This is a genomic window from Hankyongella ginsenosidimutans, assembly GCF_005144965.1.
GTDB lineage: Bacteria > Pseudomonadota > Alphaproteobacteria > Sphingomonadales > Sphingomonadaceae > Hankyongella > Hankyongella ginsenosidimutans.
In genome coordinates, this window is record NZ_CP039704.1 from 1,587,161 (window position 1) to 1,613,482 (window position 26,322).

The window sequence follows — 26,322 nt, forward strand, 5'->3', positions numbered from 1 at the left end:
TGACCCGGTCCTGCGGGTTTTCTCGGGGCTTGAGAGTAGCGCAGGCTGTCCCATCTGGCTATGAGGACACAAAACCAGCCGGAGCCGCGCTATGACCGCCTATGACTATGACCTGTTCGTGATCGGGGCCGGCTCGGGCGGCGTGCGCGCGGCGCGCATCGCGGCCGGATACGGCGCCAGGGTCGCGGTCGCCGAGGAATACCGGGTCGGCGGCACCTGCGTCATCCGTGGCTGCGTGCCGAAGAAACTGCTGGTCTATGCGTCGCACATGGCCGAAGAGTTCGAGGATGCAGCGGGCTTCGGCTGGCAGGCCGGGCAAGCGGCGGTCGACTGGGCGACCCTGCGCGACAACGTGCAGAACGAGGTCGCCCGGCTGAACGGCCTCTACATCCAGACCCTGGACAAGGCCGGCGTCGACATCCTGCCGCACCGCGCCACCTTCCTTGATGCGCATACCCTGCAGGTGGGCGACCGGCAGATCACGGCACGGACAATCCTGATCGCGACCGGCGCACGCCCTGCGATGCCGGACTGCGAGGGTGAGGCGCTCGGCTTCACCTCGAACGAAGCGTTTCACCTGGACACCCTGCCGCGGCGGATGATCATCGCCGGCGGTGGCTACATCTCCACCGAATTCGCCGGCATCTTCCATGGCCTGGGCGTCGAGGTCACCAACCTCTATCGCGGCGACCTGATCCTGAAGGGCTGGGATCGCGACATCCGCGAGCGCATCCAGGCAGCCTATGCGGCCAAGGGTGTGCGCTTTCACCTGAACACGGTGTTCCGTAAGATCGAGCGGCAGGGCGAGACGCTGCTGGCGCACCTGAAGGACGGCACAACGCTGGAGACGGACGCCATCATGTACGCGATCGGCCGCAAGCCGAACACGCGCGGCCTGGGGCTGGAAGCGGCGGGCGTCACCCTGGGCGAGAACGAGGCAGTCGCGGTGAACGCAGCCTCGCAGACCAACGTGCCGCACATCTATGCCGTGGGCGACGTGACGGACCGGGTGCAGCTGACCCCGTGGCGATCCGGGAGGGACATGCCTTTGCCGACACCGTGTTCGGCGGCAAGCCCTGGGTGGCCGCCTATGACGCCATCCCGTCCGCCGTGTTCAGCCAGCCGCCGGCCGCCAGCGTCGGCCTGACCGAGGAGAAGGCGCGCGCGACGCAGGCCAATGTCCTCGTCTACCGCGCCGACTTCCGGCCGATGAAACATGTGCTGGGCGGCCGCACCGAGCGGGCGCTGTGCAAACTGATCGTCGACGCCGATACCGACCGGGTGCTCGGCGCGCACATGGTCGGGCCGGACTCGGCCGAGATCATCCAGGCGCTGGCGATCGCCGTGAAGATGGGCGCGACCAAGGCGCAGTTCGATGCGACGGTGGCCCTGCACCCGTCCTCGGCGGAAGAATTCGTTTTGATGCGGTAAAGAGCGCAGGCGAAGTGAGTATTTATTCCCAGAGACTGGGGCTACTCCTTCAGAGGTGGTTCACGAGAAGAGCTAGCATTAATTCGGTGCAGTCTCACCAGTTCAGGAGACATTAGGCAATTTGCAATTCCGAACACCGTCGACGTGCTCGAGCAAATCGGCGGCCGCCTTCGCGTTCATAGGGTCGAGAACGACATCAATACCTTCTCGACGCGCGAGTTTGGCTGCTGGCACGAAGTCTGCGTCGGCTGTCACCATGACGATTTGATCGACTTGTCTTTTGTACGCCATGGAAGCGACGTCTAGACCGAGGCGCATATCGACCCCTTTCTGAACGACATCGAGCTCGAAATCCTCATCATCAGGTACAAAATTAGCGGTACCGCTGAGCCAACGTTTCACAGCGCTCTGCTTGGGCGCCATAACGAGTCGTCGTTAAGGCCCCAGCCTAAGCGCGACCTTCCGGACATTATGCAGCTTTTATGCACCTCAGTTCGAAATAGCGCCGTTTGACTCTTGCTCAGATCAAGCGCTCGTTTCGATACCGGGTAGTGAACCTTTTCGTGAGCGGCGCGCAATCATAGAAGAAAATGCGGTACAGATGTGAGGATTCTTCAGGCTGAAAACCATGTTCCTCAATGCCTCGAAGCATTGTTAGGGATTTAGTCGGATTGCCAAGTGCCAAGCAGCAAGAGCAGTCAAACCGAGCGCGACATGCTCAGGACTGCTCGCATTCAATTTAGGGAAAGCAGATGAGAAGCGTCTTAAAAGAACGCACCATCCACTACAAATGCGGTCGGCATATTACCCAAAAGAAAAGCTCCTGGGCTCGGCCTCCAGATGATTACCCTTGAAGGGCTGAGAGCGTACTGCCAGGAGCGATATGCAGAAAAATATGATAGTGCCGCTTTGATGTCAAGCATGGCTCGCCGCGAGCGCGACTTTCGCTTGAACCGGGCGCGGCGGGCGGCGATAGAAGCGGCACTGCCATAATGGACAAACGACCATGATCGTACCCTGGACGCCATCAAGCTGGCGCGGCTTTGAAGCGCGGCAGATGCCGGAGTATCCGGACGCTGCGGCGCTCACCCGCGTCGAGGCCGAACTGCGCCGCTATCCGCCGCTGGTGTTCGCCGGCGAGGCGCGTGCGCTGAAGGCGCAACTGGCCGATGCGGCGCTCGGCAAGGCGTTTCTGCTTCAGGGCGGCGACTGCGCGGAAAGCTTCGCCGAGTTTCACCCGGACAACATCCGCGATACCTTTCGCGTGCTGCTGCAGATGGCGGTGGTGCTCACCTTTGCCGCCAAGCTGCCGGTGGTGAAGGTCGGGCGCATGGCCGGCCAGTTCGCCAAGCCGCGTTCTGAGCTGATGGAAACCCGGGACGGTGTCTCGCTGCCGAGCTACCGCGGCGACAACGTCAACGATATCGCGTTCACGCCGGAGGCACGCACGCCCGATCCGCAGCGCATGGTGCGCGGCTATCTGCAATCGGTCGCGACCATCAACCTGCTGCGCGCCTTCTCGCAGGGCGGCTACGCGACGCTCAGCCGGGTGCACGGCTGGACCCTAGACTTCGTCGGCTCGTCCGCCTCGGTCAAGCGCTACCGGGAAATGGCGGACCGCATCTCGGAAGCACTCGACTTCATGGCTGCCTGCGGCCTCGACCCGGACCTGGTGCCGCAGCTGCAGGGCACGGATTTCTTCGTCAGCCACGAGGCGCTGCTGCTCGGCTACGAAGAAGCGATGACCCGGCAGGACAGTCTGACCGGCCAATGGTACGACACGTCGGCGCACATGCTCTGGGTCGGCGACCGCACCCGCTTCACTGGCTCGGCGCACATCGAGTTTCTGCGCGGCGTCGGCAACCCGGTCGCCATGAAGGTCGGCCCCAGCCTCAAGGCGGACGATCTGCTGCGCCTGATCGACGCGCTGAACCCCGCCAACGAGCCGGGCCGCCTGACCCTGATCGGGCGGTTCGGCCACGACAAGATCGGGTCGCACCTGCCGGAGCTGGTACGCGCGGTGCAGAAGGAAGGGCGGATCGTGGTGTGGTCCTGCGACCCGATGCACGGCAACACCATCAAGACCGCAACCGGCTACAAGACCCGGCCGTTCGAGCGCGTGCTCTCGGAAGTGCAGCAGTTTTTCGCCATCCACCAGGCAGAAGGCAGCTACGCCGGCGGCATCCACACCGAGATGACCGGCCAGAACGTGACCGAATGCACCGGCGGCACAGTCGCGATCACCGACGAAGCGCTGGCCGACCGCTACCACACCCACTGCGACCCGCGCCTGAATGCGGACCAGTCGCTGGAGCTGGCGTTCCTGTTGGCCGAAGGGCTGCGTGCGGAGCTTCAAGGCCGCCGGGCGGCGTAATATACATAATTTTATGTATAAAACACGTTGTAAATAACGTTGTATCTCGCCTATATTATGCTCAGAGCCGCACTGCGGCGCACATGCGACATGCCCCTTGGGCAGCAGAGGAGAGCGGGAAAATGGCCAAGGCACGTTTGAACATTGAATTGAGCGAGGACGTGGCGCGAATCCTCGACGAACTCTCAAGGAGTCGGACACGACCAAGACGGACATTCTTCGCCGAGGCCTGGCGATCATGAAAGCGATTTCCGATCAGAAGAAATTCGGTCGCAGTCATGTCGGTTTCGTCAGCGATCCGCGCAAGCTGGAGGCGGAGATTATCGGCCTATGAGCGCACAGCCGCCTTCCGGGCCGCAGCCTGCGCCGATACACATCAATCTCAGTCAGGTTGCTCCTCCGGGCGGCATAACGCAGACACCGACCTACACGGACAAGGCAAAGGCGACCGCACTGGTTGTCGCGGTCATCGCCCTGTCGATCATATCGGTGGCGATCGTGGGCGTTTCACTGTGGAAATGGGCGCAGGGCGACGCGGACGCCGCAGGGCTGATCAAGATCATGGGCGGCGCCGTGCTTGGATATCTGGCGGGCGCTATCGGGGCCAAGGCGCTATGATCGTCTCGGTCATCATCCCGGCCTACAATGCCGAGACCACGCTGGCGCGGGCGCTGGGGAGCGTACAGGCGCAGGATTTCCGCTTCCACGAGGTGATCGTGGTCGATGACGGTTCCACCGATGAAACGGTGGCGGTCGCAGAAAGATCAGTTCTCGATGGGCTGCGGCTGGTGCGCCACGCCGGCAACCGGGGCTCAAGCGCTGCGCTCAACACCGGCATCGCAGCGGCGTCCGGCGACTGGATCGCGTTTCTCGACGCCGATGATCAATGGCTGCCGGGCAAGATGTCCGCGCAGTTGCGCGCCCTGGAGCAGCAGCCGGATGCAGCGCTGTGCGCGACCGGTTTCGAGACCGTCGACGCGTCCGGCGCAGTCATGTACCGGTATGGTCTGGAGCCATTCCCGGAGGCTCCGGCCGTATTCTGGAAGCGGCTGCTGCGCGACTCCGCGGTCGCCAAGCCGTCCGTGCTGGCGCGGCGCGATGCCCTTGTCGACGCCGGGCCGTTCGATGAGTCGCTCACACTCGGCGAGGATCAGGACATGTGGCTGCGCATCGCTGCCCGCCACCCGGTTGCGTATGTCCATGAGGTTCTGCTGCGCGTCCATACCGGAGCGCCGTCTCTGACCGGGCGACCCCTGCGGGAGCGCGACCAGTTGCTGCCGATGATCGAGCGCCACCTGTTGGCGCTGTGGGGCCGGCTGGACGAACCGGAAGCGCGTACAATCCGTGCCGAGCGCTGGGCACGGACCGGGCAGAATCTTGCCAGTGCGCAGGCCGACTGGACTGTCTGGGCTGCCGGCGCGCGGCTGCTGGCGAATGCCGCGATGGCTGGCCATCGCCCGGCAGAGACCTTGACGGCGATCGCCAAGACCAGCCCGCCAGTGCGGTGGCTCAAGCGGCATCTTTAGTCTCTAGCCTTCCAGGTGGCTGCGCAGCATCCAGGCGCGCTTCTCGTGGCCTTCCATCAGCCCGGTCAGGAAGTCCGCCGTGCCCTCGTCGCCATGCTCATCGGCGATGGCAGTATCCGCGCGCAACTGGCGGGCGACCGCTTCGTGGCCGTCGCGCAGGCTGGCGATCATCGCCTCGGCGGACATGCCGCGCGACTCGACATCCTCCAGCCGTGCATGCTCGACATAATCGGCGAGCCGCGCCGGCACCTTGCCGCCCAGAGCGCGCGTCCGCTCGGCGACGTCGTCGATGATTTCATCCAGCGCCTCGTATTCGTCCTCGAACAGTTTGTGGTCGCTTGAGAAGTGCCGCCCGGTCACGTTCCAGTGGAAGGCGCGGGCGCGGCTGTAGAGCATGAATTCATCCGCCAGCAGCGCATTCAGCACCGCCGTGACTGCCGCACGGGCGTCTGAGGCAAGCCCGATATGCAGGTCGCCGGAAACCTTGGTGGTATCGCTCATGAACATCCTCCTCATCGTTAAAAGCCTTCATGTAAGTAGGGTTTCCGCCGGCATTATCAACGCAGGGCTTGATGGGTTTCCTTGATATGCGTCATCAAGCGGCTGGTTTTCCGAACAAGGATATCCCGCCCATGCCGACCTATCTCGTCATCGCCCGCGACCGCCCAGATGCTGGCGACCTGCGCGCACAAACCCGGCCGCGCCACCTCGAATATCTCGCAGCGCGCACGATCGATATCATCCTCTCCGGACCGATTCTCACCGAGGATGAACGGATGGCCGGTTCGATGTTCGTGATTTCCGCGCCAGACAGGGCGACAGTGGAGGCGTTTCTGGCCGGCGACCCCTATGCCAGGGCCGGGCTGTTCGACAGCGTCAGCATCGAGCGCTGGCGCCAGGTGATCCCGGCGCAGTGACACCCCAGTGACTCCCCGCTTGGCGGGAGCCCGGCGGGTGCGATATAGCGAACCAACGACGCACCCCTCGCACACCGTCCGGAGATCCCTTGGCGACCGAACATCGCACTGCGCACATCAAGACATTCGGTTGTCAGATGAACGTCTATGATTCCGAACGGATGGCCGAAGTGCTGGCCGAGGCGGGCTATCGCCTGTCCGACAGCGCGGACAACGCCGATCTGGTGCTGCTCAACACCTGCCACATTCGCGAGAAGGCATCGGACAAGGTCTATTCCGAAGTGGGGCGCGTGCGGGCGGAGGCGATGGAGCGCAACGCCCGTCCGCCGATGGTCGCCGTCGCCGGCTGCGTCGCGCAGGCTGAAGGCGGCGAGATGATACGGCGCGCGCCGGGTGTGAACCTTGTGGTCGGCCCGCAGTCCTACCACCGTCTGCCGCAGCTGCTGCAGGAGATGGATGCGCAGGCCGCACGGGGCAAGCGTCCGCACGTCGTCGACACCGAATTCCCCGCCGATGACAAGTTCGACCATCTGCCGACAGCGCGCAGCGTGCGCGGCCCGACCGCCTTCGTCACCGTGCAGGAGGGCTGCGACAAATTCTGCACCTTCTGCGTGGTGCCCTACACGCGCGGTGCGGAAGTCTCCCGCCCGGCGCAGGCGATTCTCGACGAGGTGCGCCAACTGGTCGACAAGGGCGTGGTCGATGTCACGCTGCTGGGCCAGAATGTGAACGCCTACCACGGCGAACATGCCGGCGGGCCGCTTTCGCTGGCGGGGCTTGCGGACCGGCTTGCGGAGATTCCCGGCCTGAAGCGCATCCGCTACACGACATCGCACCCTCGCGACATGGCGGACGATCTGATCGTCGCGCACCGCGACAATCCGAAGCTCATGCCGTTCCTGCATCTGCCCGTGCAGTCCGGCTCGGATCGCCTGCTTGCGGCGATGAACCGCAAGCATACGGCGGCAAGCTACCTTGCGCTGGTCGAGCGGTTGCGCGCGGCGCGGCCGGACCTGGCACTGTCCGGCGACTTCATCGTCGGCTTCCCCGGCGAGACCGATGCCGATTTCGAGGCGACGCTCGAGCTTGTGCGCGCCGCCGATTACGCGCAGGCCTATTCGTTCAAATATTCCCCGGCCAGGAACGCCTGCCGCCGAGATGGCCGACCAGGTGCCGGAGGCCGTCAAGGCCGCGCGCCTGGCGCAGTTGCAGGACCTGCTGTTCGCCCAGCAGGCGCGCTTCAACGAAGGCTTCCTCGGGCGCACGTTCGAACTGCTGCTGGAGCGACATGGCCGCCACGACGGGCAGTTCATCGGCCGTTCGCCATACATGCAGTCCGTTCACGTCACGGTACCGGGCGGCAGGCTCGGCGATATGATACCGGTGCGCATCGTCGGCGCCGGTCCGCACAGTCTTGAAGGGGCGCTTGTCCAGAAAGCGGAGGCCGCGTGAGCCGTAAACCGTCCAAGCCCGCCAAGGGTGCTGCGCCGCCCAGTGGCCAGCGTGGCGCCGTGCTGAACCTCGAGTTCGCGGATGCCAGTCTGCTCGGTCCGCTGTTCGGCCAGTTCGACCAGAACCTGATCGCCCTGGAGAACCGGCTGGGGTCTATATCGCGGCCCGCGGCAACAAGCTGACGATCGAGGGCGAGCAAAGCGCTGCCGAGCAGGCGCGCGATGTGCTGGTGACGCTCTACAACAAGCTCGATCACGGCGAGACCGTCGACGTCGAGGATGTCGACGCGGCGCTGGCCATGAGCGTGCCGTCTGCGGAAGCGCCGGGCGTGCGCGCGTTCGACGGGCAGTCCGCTGTACTGATCCGCACCCGCCGCAAGACCATCCAGCCGCGTACCCCGACCCAGATTCGCTACATGCAGCATCTGGCCAGTGACAATATCATCTTCGCGCTTGGGCCGGCGGGCACCGGCAAAACCTATCTGGCGGTCGCGCAGGCCGTCTCGCATTTGATCAACGGGCTGGTCGACCGCATCATCCTGTCCCGTCCGGCGGTGGAAGCCGGCGAGCGGCTGGGCTTTCTGCCCGGCGACATGAAGGAGAAGGTCGACCCCTACCTGCGCCCCTTTACGATGCCTTGTACGACATGCTGCCGCAGGAGCAGGTCGAGCGCCGGCTGGCGTCCGGCGAGATCGAGATCGCGCCGATCGCCTTCATGCGCGGACGCACCCTGTCCGATGCGTTCGTCATCCTGGATGAAGCGCAGAACACCACCGCGATGCAGATGAAGATGTTCCTCACGCGGTACGGCGCGCGCTGCCATATGGTCGTCTGCGGCGACCCGAATCAGGTCGATCTGCCGAACGGCACCTCGGGGCTGCACGACGCGGTCAAGCGGCTGGAGGGCATCCCCGGCATCGGTGTCGTCCGCTTCAGCGCCGCGGAGGTTGTGCGCCACCCGCTGGTCGGCAAGATCGTCGAGGCCTACGAGGGGCCGGCAGCGTCGCCGCCCGGGGTTGATATGTTGCGCATCGCGCTTGAAATCGCCGAAGATCGCTGGAGCGAGACCGGTCTTGACTGGAACGCCTTGGCCTGCGCGGTCTGTGACGCGGCCCTGAAGGCCACCCCGTTCGAACACTGGAGCAGCGCGGCCGAGGTGCTGGAGGTGAGCGTTCAGCTCACCAACGACGCTGAAGTGCAGGAACTGAATCGCGACTATCGCGGCAAGGACAAGCCGACGAACGTGCTTTCGTTCCCGATGATCGAAATGCGCGAGCTTGCGGACGGGCTGCTGGCGCCGGAGCAGTTGCTCGGCGATGTCGTGCTCGCCCTCGAGACGGTCGCCGCCGAAGCCGCGGCCCAGGGCAAGACCCTGCGCGACCATGGCCTGCACCTGATCGCCCACGGCTTTCTGCATCTGCTCGGCTACGACCATGAAACCGGCGCAGCCGACGCCGAGGCCATGGAGGCGCTCGAGCGGCGCGCGCTCGCAGAATTGAACGTGGCGGACCCCTATGGCGAGTGAGAAGCCGAGCGACCCGGAGAGCCGAAGTAGCGGCCTGATCGGTAAGCTGCTGCGCAACTGGCGTGGTGCCCAGCGGCGCGGCCATGACAGCTCGCTGCGGGAGAGCATCGCGCACGCCATGGAGGAACATGGCGAGCCGGCTGTCGCCGATCTCGACGACCTCTCCGTGAGCCAGCGGTTGATGCTGCGCAACCTGCTCGATTACGGCGACTTGAGCGTTGGCGACGTCATGGTGCCACGCGCCGACATCGAGGCGTTCAACATCGCCGACGGCTTCGAGGAGCTGGTGGCGCAATTCGCGCGCGCCGGCCATTCCCGCCTGCCGGTCTATCGGGACTCGCTCGATGCGATCATCGGCATGGCGCATGTGAAGGACGTCTATCGGCTGCTGGCCGAGCCTGTGCGTCCGCGCCAGCCGCGGCTCGACAGCCTGCTGCGCTCGGTCCTGTTCGTGCCGCCCTCGATGCGGGTGCTGGACTTGCTGACCCGCATGCGCGCCAGCCGCACCCATATGGCCATCGTCGTCGACGAATATGGCGGCACGGACGGCTTGGCGACCATTGAGGACCTGGTCGAGCAGATCGTCGGCGAGATCGACGACGAGCATGACGAAGCGGAAGCGGCCCTCCTGCGGCCGCTGCCGGACGGATCTTACGACGCCGATGCGCGACTGCCACTTGAGGATTTGGAAGCACATCTGAAGCAGGACTTTCTGCCCGCAGAAGCCGACGAGGAAGTCGATACCCTTGGTGGCCTGCTGTTTTTCCTGTGCGGACGCGTTCCGGTCATCGGCGAGGTGATCGAGGACGAGAGCGGCTATCGCTTCGAAGTCGTTGACGGCGATCCCCGTCGCATCACCCGTGTGCGCATCCACCCGCCCAAGCGCGTGCCGGACCTGGACGATGCGACTGGCTAGGTCGGGGATGATCCGTTTACAGCACCTGCGCGCGCTGCCGGAACGGGTGGCAGGCCTGCCGCTTGCCGTGCGGGAGGTGCTGATGGCACTGCTCGGCGCGCTCAGCGCGCTTGCCTTTGCACCGCTGTGCCTGCTGCCGTTGATGGGGTGGCGTTCGCTGGACTGCTGTGGGCACTGGATGGCGCGGCCACACGCCTGCAGGCGTTCCGGCTCGGCTGGTGGTTCGGCTTCGGGCAGTTTGCGCTCGGGCTGATCTGGATCGCTGAGGCTTTCCGTTTTCAGGATGCTCTGCCCCACAGCGCGGGCTACCTGGCGGTGATGCTGCTGGCGGCGTTTCTGGCGCTGTTCACGGCGAGCAGCGCCCTGCTGACGCAGGCGCTTGCGCCTCCCGGGGCGTGGCGGGTTATCGCGCTGGCGACGGCCTGGACGCTCGGCGAATGGCTGCGTGGGCATTTATTCACCGGCTTTCCTGGAACCTCGTCGGCTCTGCCTGGCTGGCCGTGCCGCCGGTTGCGCAGGCCGCCGGGCTGGTCGGGGTCTATGGTCTGTCTTTCCTGATGGTGTTTACAAGCGGCGCTCTGGCGCAGGCGATCGGCAGGCAGGGGCGGCCATCGGCTCTTTCCTGTTTGCCGCCGGCCTGCTGGCGCTGCTGTTCGTCGGTGGTGAACTGCGTCTCAACCGCCCGCAGCCGCCGACGGGGCCTTCGCTGGTCGTCGTACAGGCCAATATCGGTCAGGGGCAGAAATGGCGGGATGAAACCGGCCGCCGCAACCTCAACCTGCACCTGGACATGACCTTCAAGGCGCCGGGCCGGGATACGCCGCGCCTGGTGATATGGCCGGAGACCGCCATCCCCAATCTGATCGAGGAAGAAACGACGACGCGCTATCTGATCGCACGCCATCTCGGCGACGACGGCCTGGTGCTGACCGGCGGTGTCAAAGTCGAACGCGATGAAAACGGCTACGCTATTTCCGCGCGCAACAGTCTTTTGTTATCGATCCCAATGCGCAGGTAATCGCCAGTTACGACAAGTCACATCTTGTGCCGTTTGGCGAATATCTGCCGTTTCGCGATGTATTAACCATAATCGGCCTGTCTCGACTTGCGACGGGCGATCTGGACTTCACCGCCGGCCCCGGACCCAGAACGATAAAACTACCCGGTTTCCCTTCGGTCGGCCCCTTGATCTGTTATGAAATCATCTTTCCCGGCGCGGTCGTTGATCGCAATCATAGACCGGAATGGCTCCTGAATATATCCAATGATGCATGGTTCGGGACATTCTTTGGCCCACACCAGCATTTGGCGCAGGCGCGATTGCGCGCAATCGAAGAAGGTTTGCCGGTTGTGCGCTCGACTCCAACCGGCATCAGCACTATTATAGATGCTCGTGGCCAAGTGCTTAAAAACAGGGTTAGAGCAAAAGTCATACTTTCTGGCAACTTGCCACCCGCGCTACCGCCTACACCTTATGCGAGAAATGGCGATTTACCCATCGTTTCACTACTGATATTGTGCAGTTTATCTTGCATCATCTGCGCCAAGAGGGTAGGTAAGCGAAACGTTCGCGAATAGCGGCGTTCCACCCCTCGGGGTGAGACCTTTGTTCTTCGTTGCGTATCCAGTCGAAGGTCGCGTAAATATGGCAGACCAGCCACACCCAATCGATGTCCACGTTGGCATGCGCTTGCGCGCGCGCCGTCGAATCCTCGGCATGACACAGGAAAAGCTTGGCGAACTTCTCGGCCTGACATTCCAGCAGGTCCAGAAATACGAGCGCGGTGCCAACCGCATCGGCTCAAGCCGCCTGTTTGAATTGTCGCAAATACTTCAAACGCCAGTCAGTTACTTCTTCGAAGGCATGTCGGGGAGACTTCCGCAGCGGTCGGCGTCGCCGAGCCGACGGAGGGGTTCGAGCACGACAGCCTGGCGTCGAAGGAGACGCAGGATCTGCTGCGGCACTATTATCGGATCTCCGATCAGAAGACGCGCCGCAAGCTGCTGGAGTTGATCCGCTCGATCGGGACGGACCCAGGCGCAGCCTGATCTCGCGCGGCGGCGCGGCAAAGACACGCCGCCGACGGTGAGTTAAAGACATAAAGATGGCTTTATGTCCTTGCTTCCGACGGACGCTCTGGGTATGAGCGCGCCATCAACCGCGCAGCACTTTCGTGCGGCTGCGCACCTGGCGCCAATACGCGAAGGAGTTTGCCCGTGGTCCGTTCTTCCTATGTCTTCACCAGCGAATCCGTGTCCGAGGGCCACCCGGACAAAGTGGCGGACCAGATTTCCGACGCGGTCGTCGACCTGTTCCTGAGCCGCGATCCGGTTGCGCGCGTCGCCTGCGAGACCATGGTGACCACGAACCGCATCGTGCTTGCCGGCGAAGTCCGCTGCCGCGACGATAAGACTCCGACCCTGGACGAGATCGAGAAGGCCGCCCGCGCCACCGTGAAGCGCATCGGCTACGAGCAGCATGGCTTCCACTGGCAGTACGCCAACTTCGAATGCCACCTGCACGGCCAGTCCGAACATATCGCCATGGGCGTCGATGAGAGCGGCAACAAGGATGAAGGCGCCGGCGACCAAGGCATCATGTTCGGCTATGCCTGCGACGAGACCCCGGACCTGATGCCGGCGACGCTCTATTATTCGCACCGCATCCTGCAACGCCTGGCGGACCTGCGCCACAGCAACGAAGCGCCGTTCCTCGAGCCGGACGCCAAGAGCCAGGTGACCCTGGCGTTCGAGAATGGCCGCCCGGTGCGCGCGACCAAGCTCGTCGTTTCGACCCAGCACGCCAAGGGCTTCGATCAGGGCAAGCTGCGCGATTACGTGAAGGGCGTTATGGCCGATATCCTGCCGCAAGGCTGGATGCCGGGCGATGAAGACGCGATCTACGTCAACCCGACCGGCCTGTTCGAAATCGGCGGCCCGGACGGCGATGCCGGCCTGACCGGCCGCAAGATCATCGTCGACACCTACGGCGGCGCCAGCCCGCACGGCGGCGGCGCCTTCTCCGGCAAGGACCCGACCAAGGTGGACCGCTCGGCCGCCTATGCCTGCCGCTACCTCGCCAAGAACGTGGTCGCCGCCGGTCTGGCGCGCCGCTGCACCATCCAGATCAGCTATGCGATCGGTGTCGCCGAGCCGCTGAGCTTCTACGTCGACCTGCACGGCACCGGCCTCAACGGCGCGAGCGAGGACAAACTGGAAGCGGCGCTGCCGACCCTGATGCGCCTGACGCCGAAGGGCATTCGAACGCACCTCGGGCTCAACAAGCCGATCTATGAACGCTCGGCGGCTTATGGCCACTTCGGCCGCACGCCGGATGCCGACGGCGGCTTCTCCTGGGAGCAGACCAACCTCGTCGACGCGATCAAGCAGAGCCTGTAGAGCCTGGCGGCTTCAGACGGAATCGTCATTGCGAGGCAAAGCGCCTCGCAATGACGCGCGCGTCAAGCACCGGCGGCCTCCAGGCGCAGGCAGCGCGGACGCCCGCTGAGGTCGGGGATCAGGGTGGCGGCGAAACCGGCGTCCAGCGCCATGTCCATCAGAGCTGCGCTTTGCCCGGCGCCGAACTCAAACAGGACGACTCCGCCCGGCGCCAGGTGCCGCCCGACCTGCGGCAGCAGGGTGCGATAGGGTCGAGCCCGTCCGTACCGCCGTCAAGTGCGCTCAGCGGCTCGTACGCGGTGACATCCGGAGCAAGGGTCGCGAGATCGGCGCTGGGGATATAGGGCGGGTTGCTGACGATCAGATGAAAGCGCTCATCGGCGTGGACGGCCGCGAACCAGTCGCCCTGCCGCCAATCGATGCGGCCCGCGACGCCCAGATGCCCGCCGTTGGCGCGCGCGATCTCCAGCGCCGCCGCGCTGGCGTCGACGCCGACCCCTGCGCATCGCGGCGCTCGTGCAGCAGCGCGATCAGCAGACAGCCCGAGCCGACGCCAAGGTCGAGAATGCGCGGGCGCTCTACCGGCGCCAGCGCTTGCAGCCCGGCCTCGACCAGGGTCTCGCTGTCCGGCCGCGGGATGAGGGTCGCAGGCGAGACTTTGAAGTCCAGGCTCCAGAATTCGCGCAGACCAAGGATATGCGCCACCGGCTCCCGCCGCAGCCGGCGCGCCAGAAGAGCGGTGAAGCGCTTCTCGCTCGGGCCGTCGACCGCCAGCCGGTCCTGCCCGAGCAGCAGGATGTTGCGGGACATGCCCATGGCCTCCGCCAGCAGCAGCTCGGCGTCCAGGCGCGCGGTCTCGATGCCCACTGCTTCCAGGCCGACGCGCGCCTGACGCAGCGTCTCGCGGATGCCGGTCAAGCCTGCTGGTCGTCGAGGGCGGCCAGCCGCTCGATCTGATCCTCGGCGATCAGCGCCGAGACCAGTTCATCCAGCCCGTCGCCGAGCAGAACCAGGTCCAGCTTGTGCAGAGTCAGGTTGATGCGATGGTCGGTCACGCGTCCCTGCGGGAAATTATAGGTGCGGATGCGCTCCGACCGGTCGCCGGAGCCGACCTGCAGTTTGCGATCAGACGCGCGGGCCGAGTCCAGCTTCTCGCGCTCCAGTTCGAACAGGCGCGCGCGCAGCACCTTCATCGCCTTGGCCTTGTTCTTGTGCTGGCTTTTCTCGTCCTGCTGGCTGACCACCAGCCCGGTCGGCAGGTGGGTGATGCGTACGGCGGAGTCGGTGGTGTTGACCGACTGGCCGCCCGGCCCCGACGAGCGGAACACGTCGATGCGCAGGTCCTTCTCGTCGATCTGGATGTCGACTTCCTCCGCCTCCGGCAGCACGGCGACGGTGGCGGCGGAGGTGTGGATGCGCCCGCTCGCCTCGGTCGCTGGCACGCGCTGCACCCGGTGCACGCCGCTTTCGAACTTCAGGCGCGCGAACACGCCGGCGCCGGTGATGCTGGCGACCACTTCCTTGAAGCCGCCCTGGTCGCTGTCCGACGCGCTGATGAGCTCCACCTGCCAGCCCCGCAACTGGGCGTAGCGCTGGTACATGCGGAACAGATCGCCAGCGAACAGCGCCGCCTCGTCGCCGCCGGTGCCGGCGCGGATTTCCAGGATCGCCGATTTCTCGTCCGCGGCGTCCTTGGGCAGCAGCATGAGTTTGAGCGTGCGCTCGGCCTCGGGCAGGGCGTCCTTCAGGCTTTCCCACTCCTCGCGCGCCATCGTCCGCATGTCGGCGTCGGCGGTCGTGTCGCTGGCGAGCGCCTCGGCCTCTTTGAGTTCGGTCACGACCCGGGCGTAATGCTGCCCCGCCTCCACCACCGGCGTCAGCTCGGCATATTCCTTGGACAGCTTGACGAAGCGGTCCGACGGCAGGTTGGGGTCGACCATCGCCGCGGAGACTTCGGCATGGCGCGCCTGGATGCGCTCAAGGGTGGCGAGGGGAATCGTGCTCATAGGCGCGTCTCAATCGCGATATTGCGCCAGCGCGTCAACCAGTGCGTCCTGCGGCACCAGGCGCTGTTCGCCGGTGCCAAGGTCCTTGACCGCCGCCTGCCCCGCCTTCAACTCGTCCTCGCCGACGATCACCGCAACCCGGCAGCCGAGCGCGCTCGCCCGTGCCATGCGCTTTTCATGGTGCCGCGGAACGCCTGGTCGACGCTGAAGCCGGCGCGGCGTAGCGCCGCCGTCAGCCCCAGCGCTGCGCTCTCGGCCGCCTCGCCCATCGGCACCACCGCGACCGCCAGCCCCTGCGCCGGTGGCACTGTGGCCAGCAACGCCAGTCGTTCGATGCCGCCCGCCCAGCCGACCGCTGGGGTCGGCGGGCCGCCGAGTTCGGCGATCAGGCCATCGTAACGCCCGCCGCCGATCACCGTGCCCTGCGCGCCGAGGTGCGTGGTCACGAACTCGAAGGCGGTGTGGGTGTAATAGTCCAGCCCGCGCACCAGCCGGGGTCGCGTACATAAGCGACCCCGGCCGCATCAAGTCCGGCGGTCAACCCGGCGAAGAACGCTGCGGCGTCCGCACTCAGGTACGGGTCGAGCACCGGCGCCTCCGCGACCACCGCCCGGTCGCCGGGCTCCTTGCTGTCGAGAATGCGCAAGGGTTGCGCTCCAGCCGCATCAGGCTGTCCTCGGACAGGTGCGCCTGATGCCGCGTGAAGTGTGCGACCAGCGCCGCGCGGTACGCTACCCGGCTGGCGGGATCGCCCAGCGTGTTGATCCGCAGCTCGACCTTGTCGCCAAGCCCGAGCGCTGCCAGCAGATGCTGGGCGAGCGCGATCAGCTCGACATCGGCCTGCGGCCCCTCGACGCCGATGATCTCCGCATCGATCTGGTGGAATTGCCGGAACCGGCCTTTCTGCGGCCGCTCGTAGCGGAACGCCGGGCCATGCGCTGCCAGCTTGAGCGGCGCGAACTGCTGCCAGCCGTTCGAGAGGTAGGCGCGGCACAGGCCGGCGGTGAATTCCGGGCGCAGGGTCAAGGACTCGCCGCCGCGATCCTCGAACGAATACATTTCCTTGGCGACGACATCGGTGGTCTCGCCGATGCCGCGGGCGAACAGCTCCGTGAACTCGAAGATCGGCACGTCGACCGGCTGGAAGCCATAGCGCCGGCTCAGGGCCTTGAAGGTGTCGACCACGTGCCAGAAGCCGCGCGCATCGTCGCCGAACAGATCGTGGGTGCCGCGCACAGGCTGCAGGCGGCTCAAGGGTTTCTCGCTCATGCGGCTGCGCTAGAGCATTTCTGCACTGAACGAAAGAGCGCCGCTGCGCTACTGCGCGCGGTCTCGCCGCAGCAGGTAGCGGCCCTGGGTGTAGCCGTCGAAGAGATCCTCGATCGCCGGGTGGTGCAAAGGGTCCTCGCTTTCGTCCGGCACCAGGTTCTGCTGGCTGACATAGGCGATGTAGGTCGCCTGATCGTTCTCGGCGAGCAGGTGATAGAAGGGCTGTTCCTTGCTCGGGCGGATTTCCTCGGGGATCGCCTGATACCATTCGTCGGTGTTGGCGAAGGTCGGGTCCACGTCGAAAATCACGCCGCGAAACGGCAGCAGCCGGTGGCGCACCACCTGGCCGATGTTGAAGACGATCGGGGCTTCGCCGGCAGGCGGCGCACCATACTGGGTCTGGCACATAAAAGCGTCCACTTTGTGGCGGGCAGGCGCGACTCACCTGCCCATGTCCCAGCATGTAGGATTGCGATGCTGCTTGTGAAGCCCCACCCTTGCATTCGCTGCGCCGGACGCGCCGGAGCGGTCGTTTGCGCAGTTCATTTTGTATTGGCATTTGCACCGGCTTCTGCTTATGGTCCGCGCCCGTCGCTGGGCCGGAGAGCTGGCTGAGTGGTCGAAAGCACCGCACTCGAAATGCGGCATACGGGCGACCGTATCGAGGGTTCGAATCCTCGCTCTCCTCCAGCGTCGCGCTTAGACCATGATTCACGCCCTCGGTTGAAGCACATATGCTTCAACCTCAACCGCTCAGGCTCTCGCCCTCGTCGATTGCGATCACCCGCTTGATCTCGTCGGTCCTGAAGCCGAGTGCCGCCGGGCGGCGCACCCCGGCAGCACGCCGACATCATAGAGTTCGCGCACCACGCCCTCGATGCGCACCCAGTGCGCCATGTCGCCGGTCGCAAGGTCAATCACTGCCAGCCCGCAGCGCGGTTCCACGTCGCGGGCGGCAAGCGCTGCGTCGATCGGCAGGCCGCTGAAGGTGCGGCTCTCGCGCGGCAGCGACAGGCCGATGACCGCATGGCCGCCGACGAACGCCAGCCCGCGCGCAAAGCCGGGCAGGAAGGCGACCGGCACGAACCGGCCACTGGCCAGGTCCACCGTGCCGAACTCGCCGGTGCCGGAGTTGAGCAGCCACAGCCGCCCGTCATGCCAGCGCGGCGAGTGCGGCATGGAGAGCCCGTCTGCCACCACCGCGCCGTCCGGCACAGCGATCACCACGCCGCCATCGACCCGCCGGTCGCGCCAGCCATCCGCCACGTCCGAGCGCGAGACGGCGGTGACATAGCGCGGCGCGCCCTCGACCAGCGCCACGCCGTTCAGGTGGCAGCGGTCCTCGGCGGCCAGGCGCGAGATGAACGGCGGCCGCCACAGCGGCCTGAAACTGTAGCCGGGGCTGACGGTCGCCAGGCAGCCGAACAGGGTGTTGACGAACAGCGGCGCGCCATCGGCCCCGAAGCCGATGTCGTGGATGTCGCAGTCGCCGGTGATCCAGGCCTGATGCGGCACGAACAGCGCGTCATGGCCGGAGGGTCCTGCTCGCCGGGCGGGATGACATTGTCGAGCCGCAACAGCTGATATTCGCTGGCCAGCAGCAGGCTGCGGCCATCATCGCTGACGCCCAGCCCCATGCAGCGGGCGAAGCTGCGCTCGAACACCGCGAGCTTGCCGTCCGGCTTCACCCCCAGCAGGAACAGCTTGCCGGCCTGGTAGGTGGTGAAGGCCAGCCCGCCGCCGGTGCGCCCCAGCCACTGCGGGAAATGGCGCGAGGTGGTGAGTGCAAAGGCGGGTTCGGTGGGTGACGCCACAGGGGATGCAGGCGGCGATGGCGGCAGGGGAGTGTCCATGGGATGCGCTTCCGAGTTGATGCGATCATGCGCTTGCGAAAGCGCATGGCATCGTTGAGGTCGTCATTGCAAGCGGCTGTGAGCGAGGCGGCAATCCAAATATTCTGTTGATATTCGCGCGCAAGTCCCTGGATCGCTCCGGCGGCACCGCAGCCTCAAGGTGGCACGATTATCAAAATATGTCAACGGGATAACACCATTGTGAGCGTCTGCAAACAGCACAGACACCGCCACGCGCTGCGCGCGAAGCTTTACTCGCCGAGTGCCCGTATGAGTCATTATAGTGTCATACAATCTTGCTAATTTTTGGCTAACAGTTCATTACTCGCGGTAAGCGAGTGCAGCAGAGGTTTCGTCATGTCAAATATTTACTTAAGCTCACTCACGCCCGCGCAAGGCTTTAAAATTATCGGCGAACCGGATTTTTACTACACCGGCTCGAGCGTCTCCAACGCTGGTGACGTTAACGGTGACGGCTTCGACGACCTGATTGTCGGCGGTGCAAATGGTGGTTACTATCTTCGCCGTCCCTATAACGAAGTCCCTCGTTTTGAGAGCGTTGGTGCTGCCTATGTCATCTATGGACGTAGCGATCCGAATCGGACACGTGGGCCGCTCGACCTAGAAAACCTCTCAGTAGCCGATGGCTTCAAGGTAATCGGAGATATTACCGCTGATTACGATGGGGATGGGGCGGGGCGCAGCGTGTCTAGCGCGGGTGATTTCAATGGTGATGGTATTGATGACCTGATCGTCGGCGCACGTTTAACGGAAGTCGATAGGGGACGGCCTATGTCATTTACGGTCGCACGGGCACTCGTGGGCCGCTTGTCGATCTTTCTTCCCTCAACTTCGGCGGTTTCGAGATTATCGGCGAAGCGAGATATGATTTCGCGGGGGCAGTGTCTCCAGCGCCGGGGACGTCAACGGCGACGGCCTCGACGACCTCATCGTCGGCGCATCTGGCAACGACGCTGGTGGCGCCGTTGCTGGTGCTGCTTATGTTATCTACGGTCGGACCGGCACCTCCACTAGGCCCGTCAACCTGGCCAGAATTACAGCCGCTGAAGGCTTCCGCATCATCGGCGATGCGGCGGGTGATTTTGCGGGCGAAGTGTCCAATGCCGGGGACGTCAACGGCGACGGCATCGACGATTTGATCGTTGGCGCAACTGGCAACGACGCAGGTGGCACCGATGCCGGCGCGGCTTATGTGGTCTATGGGCGTAGCGGCGGCCGCAGCAACCTAGACCTGTCCACCCTCACTGCGGCAGACGGCTTCCGCATTATCGGCGATGCGGCGGGTGACCGTGCAGGCTACAGCGTCTCCAACGCCGGAGACGTCAACGGCGACGGCATCGACGACCTGATTGTTGGGTCACCTTACATCAATGCTGACGGCTTTCGTGCCGGCGCGGCCTATGTGATCTACGGGCGCAGCGGCGGGCGTAGCGACCTCGACCTGACCAGTCTCAGCGCCGCCGACGGCTTCAGGATCATCGGCGATGTGGCGGGCGACGAAGCGGGCTACAGCGTCTCCGTAGCGGGGACATCAACGGCGACGGCATCGACGACCTGATCGTCGGGGCCTCGCAACTACGCCGGCGCTTCTCAAGCTGGCGCTGCCTATGTGGTCTACGGGCGCAGCGGCGGGCGCAGCGACATCGACTTGACCAACCTCACCGCAGCAGACGGCTTCATCATCATCGGCGATTCGCTGGCTGCCGTTGTGGGCTTTAGTGTCTCCAATGCCGGGGACGTCAACGGTGACGGCATCGATGACCTCATCGTCGGCTCGCGCTACGAAGGGGCCTATGTGATCTACGGGACCAATACTGCGCCGGTCATCACCTCGAACGGCGGTGGCGAGAGCGCCGTGATCAACGTCGTCGAGAATGTGACCGCTGTCACCACGGTGGTGACCAATGAAGCCCGCCTGACCTACAGCATAACCGGCGGCGCGGACGCTGCCCGCTTCAGCATCGACGCTGCGACCGGGGCGCTGGCGTTTGTTGCCGCGCCAAACTTTGAGGCGCCGGGCGACTTAGATAGAGACAATGTTTATCAGGTGGTCGTCCGCGCGACCGACGCCAGTGGTCTGTTTGACGAACAGGCGCTGTCCGTATCGGTCCTGGACCTGGCCGAGACGGGTACGAACGGGGATGATACCCTGACTGGCGGCGACGGCGACGACCGCCTGGAGGGGCTGAACGGCAACGACACCCTGATCGGCGGGGCTGGCAACGATAATCTGTTCGGCGGCAACCGCAACGACACGCTGTTCGGCGGGATTGGCAACGACAGCCTCTTTGGCCAGGAGAGCAATGACATACTTGTTGGCGGCCTTGGCAGCGATGTCCTGAACGGCGGCAGCGGCCTAAACGACACCGCCGACTACCGCTTCCTGGATTTTGGCGTGCTCGATACCGCGGGCCTCACCGCCAGCCTGCGCGATCCGAGCGCCAACAGGGGCGCGGCGCAGGGCGACACCTACATCGATGTGGAAAATCTCTCCGGCACCGATTTGCGCGATATCCTGATCGGCGACAGCGGTGCCAACAGCCTGTTCGGCAACGGCGGCGACGACCGCCTGGAAGGCTGGGAAGGCAACGACTTCCTGTATGGCGGCGAGGGCAACGACCAGCTGCTGGGTGGCAACAATACCGATCTGCTCGATGGCGGGAACGGCAACGACATCTTGGGCGGCGGTGCCAGCAACGACACCCTGACCGGCGGTGCGGGCAACGACTCGCTCGATGGTGGCACCGGTCGTGATACCGCCAGCTTTGCAGGCGACCTGTCCAACTTCGACATCGCCCAGGTCGGCACCAGCATCGTGGTCACCGACCTGACCGGCACGGAAGGCGTGGACACGGTCTCCAACGTCGAGCAGTTCGCGTTTGCCGGCGTGGTCTATTCGGTCAACAGCCTGGTAGGCCCGGCCACGATCAGCGGCTTGGTCTACGAGTTCGGTCAGTCCCATCAGATCGCCTGAGGCTGATCGAATGAGAGTCTGTCCGCTCCAGGCGGAATCGTCATTGCGAGGCGCTTGCGCCGAGGCAATCCAGGAACATCTGTGTTTCCATGGATCGCCACGCGCCTGCGGCGCTCGCGATGACGGCTGCGTCTCACTTTAAACAGGACAGGCATAAGCGGGGCGGCCTTTTCCCTTCCTGCCTGAGCGCGGGGCAGCGTCACACTGCGACCATGGTGCCATAGGGCGGCACGTGCTTCGGCCATTCGGAGACAGGCAGGCCGTCGCGCAGGCCGAGCAGCGCCGCAATCGGCCCGCCGTGGGTGACGACCAGGGTCGGGCGGGTGAGCGCGAAGGCGGGTTCGGTCATGGGGTTCTCGGCTGGCAGAAAAGCTGCGGCTGCATAGCGCCTTGTCACGCTGGTGTCATGGATGATCGTTAGAAGTATGATTAACGAATGATTATGCGCCTTCTGGGTGCATTTTATTGCTATGAGGGGCTTTGCATGGCTGATATCGACCTGACCAACCTCACGCCCACGCAGGGCTTCCGCATCATCGGCGATGGTGTGGGTGACCGTGCGGGCATCAGTGTCTCCAATGCCGGGGACGTCAACGGCGACGGCATCGATGACCTGATCGTCGGTGCTGACCGCAACGGCGCCGGCGGCAGCTATGCCGGTGCGGCCTATGTGGTGTACGGGCGCAGCGGCGGGCTGGGCAACCTCGACCTGACCAACCTTGCCTCCGCCGACGGTTTCCGCATCATCGGCGATGCGGCGAGAGACTACGCGGGCAGGAGCGTCTCCAGTGCCGGGGACGTCAACGGCGACGGCATCGACGATCTGATCGTTGGCGCGAGCTACAACGACGCCGGCGGCAGTTCTGCAGGTGCTGCCTATGTGATCTACGGGCGCAGCGGTGGCTTGAGCAACCTCGACCTGACCAACCTGACCACCGCCGACGGCTTCCGCATCATCGGTGATGCGGTGTCTGACGTTGCGGGCACCAGCGTTTCCGCTGCCGGAGACGTCAACGGCGACGGTATCGATGACCTGATCGTCGGCGCATTCCTAAACGACGCCGGCGGCTCCAGTGCCGGGGCAGCCTATGTGGTGTACGGGCGCAACGGCGGGCGCAGTGACCTCGACCTGACCAATCTCACGGTAGCAGACGGCTTTAGGATCATCGGCGATGCGGCGAGAGACTTTGCGGGCACCAGCGTCTCGAGTGCCGGGGACGTCAACGGCGATGGCCTTGATGATCTGATCGTTGGGGCGACTGGCAATGACGCTGGCGGCAGTGAGGCCGGTGCGGCCTATGTGATCTACGGGCGCAGCGGCGGGCGCAGCGACCTCGACCTGACTACCCTGACCGCCGCCGACGGCTTCCGCATCATCGGCGATAATTCATATGATTTAGTTGGTGAATCCGTCTCCAATGCCGGGGACGTCAACGGCGACGGCATCGATGATCTGATCGTGGGTGCACGCAACAACGACGCCGGCGGCACATATGCCGGTGCAGCCTATGTGATCTACGGGCGCAACGGCGGGCGCAGTGCCCTGGACCTGACCACCCTGACCGCCGCCGACGGCTTTCGCATCCTCGGCGATGCGGCAAATGACCTGCGGGCTTTAGCGTCTCCAATGCCGGGGACGTCAATGGCGACGGCCTCGCCGACCTGCTCGTGGGTGCGCGTGACAACGACGTCGGCGGCGGTAATGCCGGGGCAGCCTATGTGGTGTACGGGCGCAACGGCGGGCGCAGCGACCTTGACCTGACCAATCTCACGGCAGCGGACGGCTTCCGCATCATCGGCGATCTGGCGGGTGACAGGGCGGGCGTTAGCGTCTCCAATGCCGGGGACGTCAACGGCGACGGCATCGCCGACCTGATCGTCGGGGCGACTGGCAACGACGCCGGCGGCACAGATGCCGGTGCGGCCTATGTGGTCTATGGTGAGCGCAGCGCCCTGGTTGGTGCTCCGCCGGTCATCACCTCCAACGGCGGTGGCGACGCCGCCAGCATCAGCGTGGTGGAAAACACCTTTGCCGTCACCACGGTCACTGCGACTGACGCGGACGCCGGCACGGTTCTCACCTATTCGATCGCCGGCGGTGCGGATGCCGCCCGCTTCACCATAAACGCGACCACCGGCGCGCTCGCCTTTGCCCAGGCACCAGACTTCGAGACGCCAGGCGACCTGGATGACAACAACATCTACGAGGTCATCGTGCGCGCCAGCGACGGCAGCCTGTTTGACGACCAGGCGCTTAACGTCACTGTGCTTGATCGGCTTGGCAACGAGGACAGCGACATAGACTTGACGTTCCTTGACGCCACGCAAGGCTTCCGCATCCTCGGCGGGGAGGCAGGCCCCAGCGTCTCCAATGCCGGGGACGTCAACGGCGACGGCATCGATGACCTCATCGTCGGAGCACCCTCCAACGACGCCGGCGGCACTAGTGCTGGTGCGGCCTATGTGGTGTACGGGCGTAGCGGCGGGCTGAACGACATCAACCTGAACGCCCTCACCGCCGCAGACGGCTTCCGCATCCTCGGCGATGCGGCATTCGACTATGCGGGCAGTAGCGTTTCCAATGCCGGGGACGTCAATGGCGACGGCCTCGACGACCTGATCGTCGGGGCGTTTTTCAAGGACACCGGCGATACAGATAGCGGTGCTGCCTATGTGGTCTACGGGCGGAGTGGTGGGCTGAGCAACCTTGACCTGACCACCCTCACTGCGGCGGATGGCTACCGCATCATCGGCGTTGAGCGGTCTGATTATGCAGGCAAGAGTGTCTCCGGTGCTGGCGATGTCAACGGCGATGGTATCGATGACCTGATTATCGGCGCGCCTAAAGAATTTTACCTTGGTGGTAATCGAGGATCAGCCTACGTGATCTATGGTCGAAGCGGCGGGCGCAGTACCCTCGACCTAGGCAACCTCTCAACCACAGACGGCTTCCGCTTCACCGACAGTTATGCATATGACCCGTTGGGCAACAGCGTCTCCAGTGCCGGGGACGTGAACGGCGACGGCATCGATGACCTCATCGTCGGAGCACCCTCCAACGACGCCGGCGGCATTAATGCGGGCGCGGCCTATGTGATCTACGGGCGCAGTGGCGGGTTGAGTGACCTCGACCTGACCGCCCTCACCGCCGCGGACGGCTTCCGCATCATCGGCGATGCGGCGGGTAACCGTGCAGGCTACAGCGTCTCCAACGCCGGGGACGTCAACGCCGACGGCATTGATGATCTGATCGTCGGCGCGTTTGGCAACACTAGCGCCGGCGCGGCCTATGTGATCTTTGGGCGCAGCGGCGGGCGCAGCAACATCGACCTGTCTAACCTCTCGAGCGCGGACGGCTTCCGCATCATCGGCAGGGCGGGTATTAGTGTCTCCAACGCCGGGGACGTCAATGACGACGGCCTCGCCGACCTGATCGTCGGCTCTTCCTCGCGGGGCCTATGTGATCTACGGGACCAATACTGCGCCGGTCATCACCTCGAACGGCGGTGGCGAGAGCGCCGCGATCAACGTCGTCGAGAATGTGACCGCTGTCACCACGGTGGTGACCAATGAAGCCCGCCCGACCTACAGCATAACCGGCGGCGTGGACGCCGCCCGCTTCAGCATCGACGCTGCGACCGGGGCGCTTGCATTCCTGTCCGCCCCGAACTTCGAAGCGTCGGGCGACTTAGATAGAGACAATGTTTATCAGGTGGTCGTCCGCGCGACCGACGCCAGTGGTCTGTTTGACGAACAGGCGCTGTCCGTGACAGTCCTGGACCTCACTGAGACGGGTACGAACGGGGATGATACCCTGACTGGCGGCGACGGCGACGACCGTCTGGAGGGGCTGAACGGCAACGACACCCTGATTGGCGGGGCCGGTAACGACACGCTGCTCGGTGGCAACCGCAACGACACGCTGTTCGGCGGGGCCGGCAACGACAGCCTCTTTGGCCAGGAGAGCAATGACATACTTGTTGGCGGCCTTGGCAGCGATGTCCTGAACGGCGGCAGCGGCCTAAACGACACCGCCGACTACCGCTTCCTGGATTTTGGCGTGCTCGATACCGCGGGCCTCACCGCCAGCCTGCGCGATCCGAGCGCCAACAGGGGCGCGGCGCAGGGCGACACCTACATCGATGTGGAAAATCTCTCCGGCACCGATTTGCGCGATATCCTGATCGGCGACAGCGGTGCCAACAGCCTGTTCGGCAACGGCGGCGACGACCGCCTGGAAGGCTGGGAAGGCAACGACTTCCTGTATGGCGGCGAGGGCAACGACCAGCTGCTGGGTGGCAACAATACCGATCTGCTCGATGGCGGGAACGGCAACGACATCTTGGGCGGCGGTGCCAGCAACGACACCCTGACCGGCGGTGCGGGCAACGACTCGCTCGATGGTGGCACCGGTCGTGATACCGCCAGCTTTGCAGGCGACCTGTCCAACTTCGACATCGCCCAGGTCGGCACCAGCATCGTGGTCACCGACCTGACCGGTGCGGAAGGCGTGGACACGGTCTCCAACGTCGAGCAGTTCGCGTTTGCCGGCGTGGTCTATTCGGTCAACAGCCTGGTAGGCCCGGCCACGATCAGCGGCTTGGTCTACGAGTTCGGTCAGTCCCATCAGATCGCCTGAGGCTGATCGAATGAGAGTCTG

At 64.7% G+C, this 26,322-nt stretch carries 27 protein-coding genes, 1 tRNA gene and 7 pseudogenes; 25 read left to right on the top strand and 10 right to left on the bottom strand.

All coding sequences use genetic code 11. The features are described from left to right. Positions 1 to 91 precede the first annotated feature (91 nt). A pseudogene (gene gor / locus E6W36_RS09320) lies at positions 92 to 1,431 on the top strand (glutathione-disulfide reductase). A gap of 102 nt (positions 1,432 to 1,533) precedes the next feature. On the opposite strand, the gene E6W36_RS09325 reads toward gor, so the two are convergent. Next, positions 1,534 to 1,854 (bottom strand): NYN domain-containing protein, encoded by a 321-nt coding sequence (locus E6W36_RS09325; protein WP_222872414.1) that lies wholly within the window; start codon positions 1,852 to 1,854, stop codon positions 1,534 to 1,536. 583 nt (positions 1,855 to 2,437) lie between these two features. On the opposite strand from E6W36_RS09325, the gene E6W36_RS09330 reads away from it, so the two are divergent. The 3 genes from E6W36_RS09330 (at position 2,438) to E6W36_RS09340 (ending at position 5,331) form a co-directional block, all read left to right on the top strand. Next, positions 2,438 to 3,805, top strand: a complete 1,368-nt coding sequence (locus E6W36_RS09330) for a class II 3-deoxy-7-phosphoheptulonate synthase (RefSeq protein ID WP_222872415.1) — start codon at positions 2,438 to 2,440, stop codon at positions 3,803 to 3,805. Between the two features lie 330 nt (positions 3,806 to 4,135). Further along, complete coding sequence (locus E6W36_RS09335; RefSeq protein ID WP_222872416.1) at positions 4,136 to 4,423, top strand: hypothetical protein; 288 nt, start codon at positions 4,136 to 4,138, stop codon at positions 4,421 to 4,423. After that, positions 4,420 to 5,331 carry a glycosyltransferase family 2 protein gene (locus E6W36_RS09340; protein ID WP_222872417.1) on the top strand — a complete coding sequence of 304 codons (912 nt, stop codon included), beginning with the start codon at positions 4,420 to 4,422 and terminating at the stop codon, positions 5,329 to 5,331. The genes E6W36_RS09335 and E6W36_RS09340 overlap by 4 nt, the downstream gene beginning before the upstream one ends. Positions 5,332 to 5,334: 3 nt before the next feature. Here E6W36_RS09340 and E6W36_RS09345 read toward each other — a convergent pair whose 3' ends face one another. Then, entirely contained in the window at positions 5,335 to 5,832 is a 498-nt protein-coding gene (locus E6W36_RS09345; RefSeq protein WP_222872418.1) for a Dps family protein, read from the bottom strand. A gap of 131 nt (positions 5,833 to 5,963) precedes the next feature. Here E6W36_RS09345 and E6W36_RS09350 point away from each other — a divergent pair, with 131 nt between their 5' ends. From E6W36_RS09350 to E6W36_RS09375, 8 genes and pseudogenes are all read left to right on the top strand, one after another. Further along, positions 5,964 to 6,248, top strand: a complete 285-nt coding sequence (locus tag E6W36_RS09350) for a YciI family protein (RefSeq protein WP_222872419.1) — start codon at positions 5,964 to 5,966, stop codon at positions 6,246 to 6,248. 137 nt (positions 6,249 to 6,385) lie between these two features. Continuing rightward, positions 6,386 to 7,700 (top strand): annotated as a pseudogene (gene miaB, locus E6W36_RS09355) (tRNA (N6-isopentenyl adenosine(37)-C2)-methylthiotransferase MiaB). Beyond that, entirely contained in the window at positions 7,697 to 7,882 is a 186-nt protein-coding gene (locus tag E6W36_RS18675) for a hypothetical protein (protein WP_246047466.1), read from the top strand. Before miaB ends, E6W36_RS18675 begins: the two are co-directional and overlap by 4 nt. Positions 7,883 to 8,115: 233 nt before the next feature. Further along, a pseudogene (locus E6W36_RS18680) lies at positions 8,116 to 8,630 on the top strand (PhoH family protein); the annotation flags it as partial. A gap of 90 nt (positions 8,631 to 8,720) precedes the next feature. Next, on the top strand, positions 8,721 to 9,224 hold the full coding sequence (gene ybeY / locus E6W36_RS09365; RefSeq protein ID WP_222874447.1) for an rRNA maturation RNase YbeY: 504 nt from the start codon (positions 8,721 to 8,723) through the stop codon (positions 9,222 to 9,224). Beyond that, positions 9,214 to 10,140 carry a hemolysin family protein gene (locus E6W36_RS09370; RefSeq protein WP_222872420.1) on the top strand — a complete coding sequence of 309 codons (927 nt, stop codon included), beginning with the start codon at positions 9,214 to 9,216 and terminating at the stop codon, positions 10,138 to 10,140. The genes ybeY and E6W36_RS09370 overlap by 11 nt, the downstream gene beginning before the upstream one ends. 7 nt (positions 10,141 to 10,147) lie before the next feature. Beyond that, positions 10,148 to 10,393, top strand: a complete 246-nt coding sequence (locus tag E6W36_RS18685; protein ID WP_246047469.1) for a hypothetical protein — start codon at positions 10,148 to 10,150, stop codon at positions 10,391 to 10,393. Further along, positions 10,288 to 10,698, top strand: coding sequence for a hypothetical protein (locus tag E6W36_RS09375; RefSeq protein WP_246047471.1), 411 nt, complete (start codon positions 10,288 to 10,290; stop codon positions 10,696 to 10,698). The genes E6W36_RS18685 and E6W36_RS09375 overlap by 106 nt, the downstream gene beginning before the upstream one ends. Here the strand turns inward: E6W36_RS09375 and E6W36_RS09380 are convergent. Further along, positions 10,679 to 10,924 (bottom strand): hypothetical protein, encoded by a 246-nt coding sequence (locus E6W36_RS09380; protein ID WP_222872422.1) that lies wholly within the window; start codon positions 10,922 to 10,924, stop codon positions 10,679 to 10,681. The two genes, E6W36_RS09375 and E6W36_RS09380, sit on opposite strands and share 20 nt — an antisense overlap. A gap of 6 nt (positions 10,925 to 10,930) precedes the next feature. Here E6W36_RS09380 and E6W36_RS09385 point away from each other — a divergent pair, with 6 nt between their 5' ends. The 4 genes from E6W36_RS09385 to metK all read left to right on the top strand — a co-directional run bounded on the left by E6W36_RS09385 (position 10,931) and on the right by metK (position 13,539). Further along, complete coding sequence (locus E6W36_RS09385) at positions 10,931 to 11,158, top strand: hypothetical protein (RefSeq protein ID WP_222872423.1); 228 nt, start codon at positions 10,931 to 10,933, stop codon at positions 11,156 to 11,158. A gap of 26 nt (positions 11,159 to 11,184) precedes the next feature. After that, on the top strand, positions 11,185 to 11,718 hold the full coding sequence (locus E6W36_RS09390; RefSeq protein WP_246047472.1) for an apolipoprotein N-acyltransferase: 534 nt from the start codon (positions 11,185 to 11,187) through the stop codon (positions 11,716 to 11,718). 106 nt (positions 11,719 to 11,824) lie between these two features. Then, complete coding sequence (locus tag E6W36_RS23310) at positions 11,825 to 12,154, top strand: helix-turn-helix domain-containing protein (RefSeq protein WP_425459624.1); 330 nt, start codon at positions 11,825 to 11,827, stop codon at positions 12,152 to 12,154. A gap of 203 nt (positions 12,155 to 12,357) precedes the next feature. Continuing rightward, positions 12,358 to 13,539 (top strand): methionine adenosyltransferase, encoded by a 1,182-nt coding sequence (gene metK, locus E6W36_RS09400; RefSeq protein ID WP_222872425.1) that lies wholly within the window; start codon positions 12,358 to 12,360, stop codon positions 13,537 to 13,539. A 157-nt stretch (positions 13,540 to 13,696) separates the two neighbouring features. Here the strand turns inward: metK and E6W36_RS22010 are convergent, their stop codons facing one another. The 5 genes and pseudogenes from E6W36_RS22010 to hspQ all read right to left on the bottom strand — a co-directional run bounded on the left by E6W36_RS22010 (position 13,697) and on the right by hspQ (position 17,222). Further along, the gene (locus E6W36_RS22010) at positions 13,697 to 14,008 is read right to left on the bottom strand and encodes a class I SAM-dependent methyltransferase (RefSeq protein WP_342776868.1); all 312 of its coding nucleotides are present in this window, start codon (positions 14,006 to 14,008) and stop codon (positions 13,697 to 13,699) included. Next, entirely contained in the window at positions 13,900 to 14,457 is a 558-nt protein-coding gene (locus E6W36_RS09405) for a N5-glutamine methyltransferase family protein (RefSeq protein ID WP_342776635.1), read from the bottom strand. The genes E6W36_RS22010 and E6W36_RS09405 overlap by 109 nt, the downstream gene beginning before the upstream one ends. Then, on the bottom strand, positions 14,454 to 15,545 hold the full coding sequence (prfA, locus tag E6W36_RS09410; RefSeq protein WP_222872426.1) for a peptide chain release factor 1: 1,092 nt from the start codon (positions 15,543 to 15,545) through the stop codon (positions 14,454 to 14,456). Before prfA ends, E6W36_RS09405 begins: the two co-directional genes overlap by 4 nt. A gap of 9 nt (positions 15,546 to 15,554) precedes the next feature. Next, positions 15,555 to 16,814, bottom strand: a pseudogene (hisS, locus tag E6W36_RS09420) (histidine--tRNA ligase). 48 nt (positions 16,815 to 16,862) lie between these two features. Further along, positions 16,863 to 17,222, bottom strand: coding sequence for a heat shock protein HspQ (gene hspQ / locus E6W36_RS09425; protein ID WP_222874449.1), 360 nt, complete (start codon positions 17,220 to 17,222; stop codon positions 16,863 to 16,865). A gap of 193 nt (positions 17,223 to 17,415) precedes the next feature. Between hspQ and E6W36_RS09430 the strand changes: the two genes are divergently transcribed. Next, positions 17,416 to 17,504 (top strand) — tRNA-Ser (locus tag E6W36_RS09430). A gap of 90 nt (positions 17,505 to 17,594) precedes the next feature. Here the strand turns inward: E6W36_RS09430 and E6W36_RS09435 are convergent. Continuing rightward, positions 17,595 to 18,667 (bottom strand): annotated as a pseudogene (locus E6W36_RS09435) (TIGR03032 family protein). 357 nt (positions 18,668 to 19,024) lie between these two features. Between E6W36_RS09435 and E6W36_RS23315 the strand changes: the two are divergent. The 5 genes and pseudogenes from E6W36_RS23315 to E6W36_RS20635 form a co-directional block, all read left to right on the top strand. Further along, positions 19,025 to 19,426: pseudogene (locus E6W36_RS23315) on the top strand (integrin alpha); the annotation flags it as partial. Positions 19,427 to 19,577: 151 nt separating this feature from the next. Beyond that, positions 19,578 to 19,664: pseudogene (locus E6W36_RS23320) on the top strand (hypothetical protein); the annotation flags it as partial. A gap of 117 nt (positions 19,665 to 19,781) precedes the next feature. Continuing rightward, the gene (locus E6W36_RS09445; protein ID WP_222872430.1) at positions 19,782 to 20,246 is read left to right on the top strand and encodes an integrin alpha; all 465 of its coding nucleotides are present in this window, start codon (positions 19,782 to 19,784) and stop codon (positions 20,244 to 20,246) included. Beyond that, positions 20,234 to 20,407 (top strand): hypothetical protein, encoded by a 174-nt coding sequence (locus tag E6W36_RS23325; protein WP_425459726.1) that lies wholly within the window; start codon positions 20,234 to 20,236, stop codon positions 20,405 to 20,407. Before E6W36_RS09445 ends, E6W36_RS23325 begins: the two co-directional genes overlap by 13 nt. Further along, positions 20,397 to 21,662, top strand: a complete 1,266-nt coding sequence (locus tag E6W36_RS20635; RefSeq protein WP_425459727.1) for a hypothetical protein — start codon at positions 20,397 to 20,399, stop codon at positions 21,660 to 21,662. Before E6W36_RS23325 ends, E6W36_RS20635 begins: the two co-directional genes overlap by 11 nt. Positions 21,663 to 21,861: 199 nt before the next feature. Here E6W36_RS20635 and E6W36_RS09455 read toward each other — a convergent pair whose 3' ends face one another. Further along, positions 21,862 to 22,011 carry a histidine phosphatase family protein gene (locus E6W36_RS09455; RefSeq protein WP_222872432.1) on the bottom strand — a complete coding sequence of 50 codons (150 nt, stop codon included), beginning with the start codon at positions 22,009 to 22,011 and terminating at the stop codon, positions 21,862 to 21,864. 135 nt (positions 22,012 to 22,146) lie between these two features. On the opposite strand from E6W36_RS09455, the gene E6W36_RS09460 reads away from it, so the two are divergent. The 3 genes from E6W36_RS09460 to E6W36_RS20640 are packed head-to-tail and all read left to right on the top strand — an operon-like array spanning position 22,147 to position 26,301. Next, positions 22,147 to 23,424: an integrin alpha gene (locus E6W36_RS09460; protein WP_222872433.1), complete on the top strand. Its 1,278-nt coding sequence runs from the start codon at positions 22,147 to 22,149 to the stop codon at positions 23,422 to 23,424. Continuing rightward, entirely contained in the window at positions 23,325 to 25,235 is a 1,911-nt protein-coding gene (locus E6W36_RS09465; protein WP_342776869.1) for a beta strand repeat-containing protein, read from the top strand. Before E6W36_RS09460 ends, E6W36_RS09465 begins: the two co-directional genes overlap by 100 nt. After that, positions 25,123 to 26,301, top strand: a complete 1,179-nt coding sequence (locus E6W36_RS20640; protein WP_222872435.1) for a hypothetical protein — start codon at positions 25,123 to 25,125, stop codon at positions 26,299 to 26,301. The genes E6W36_RS09465 and E6W36_RS20640 overlap by 113 nt, the downstream gene beginning before the upstream one ends. Positions 26,302 to 26,322: the final 21 nt, after the last annotated feature.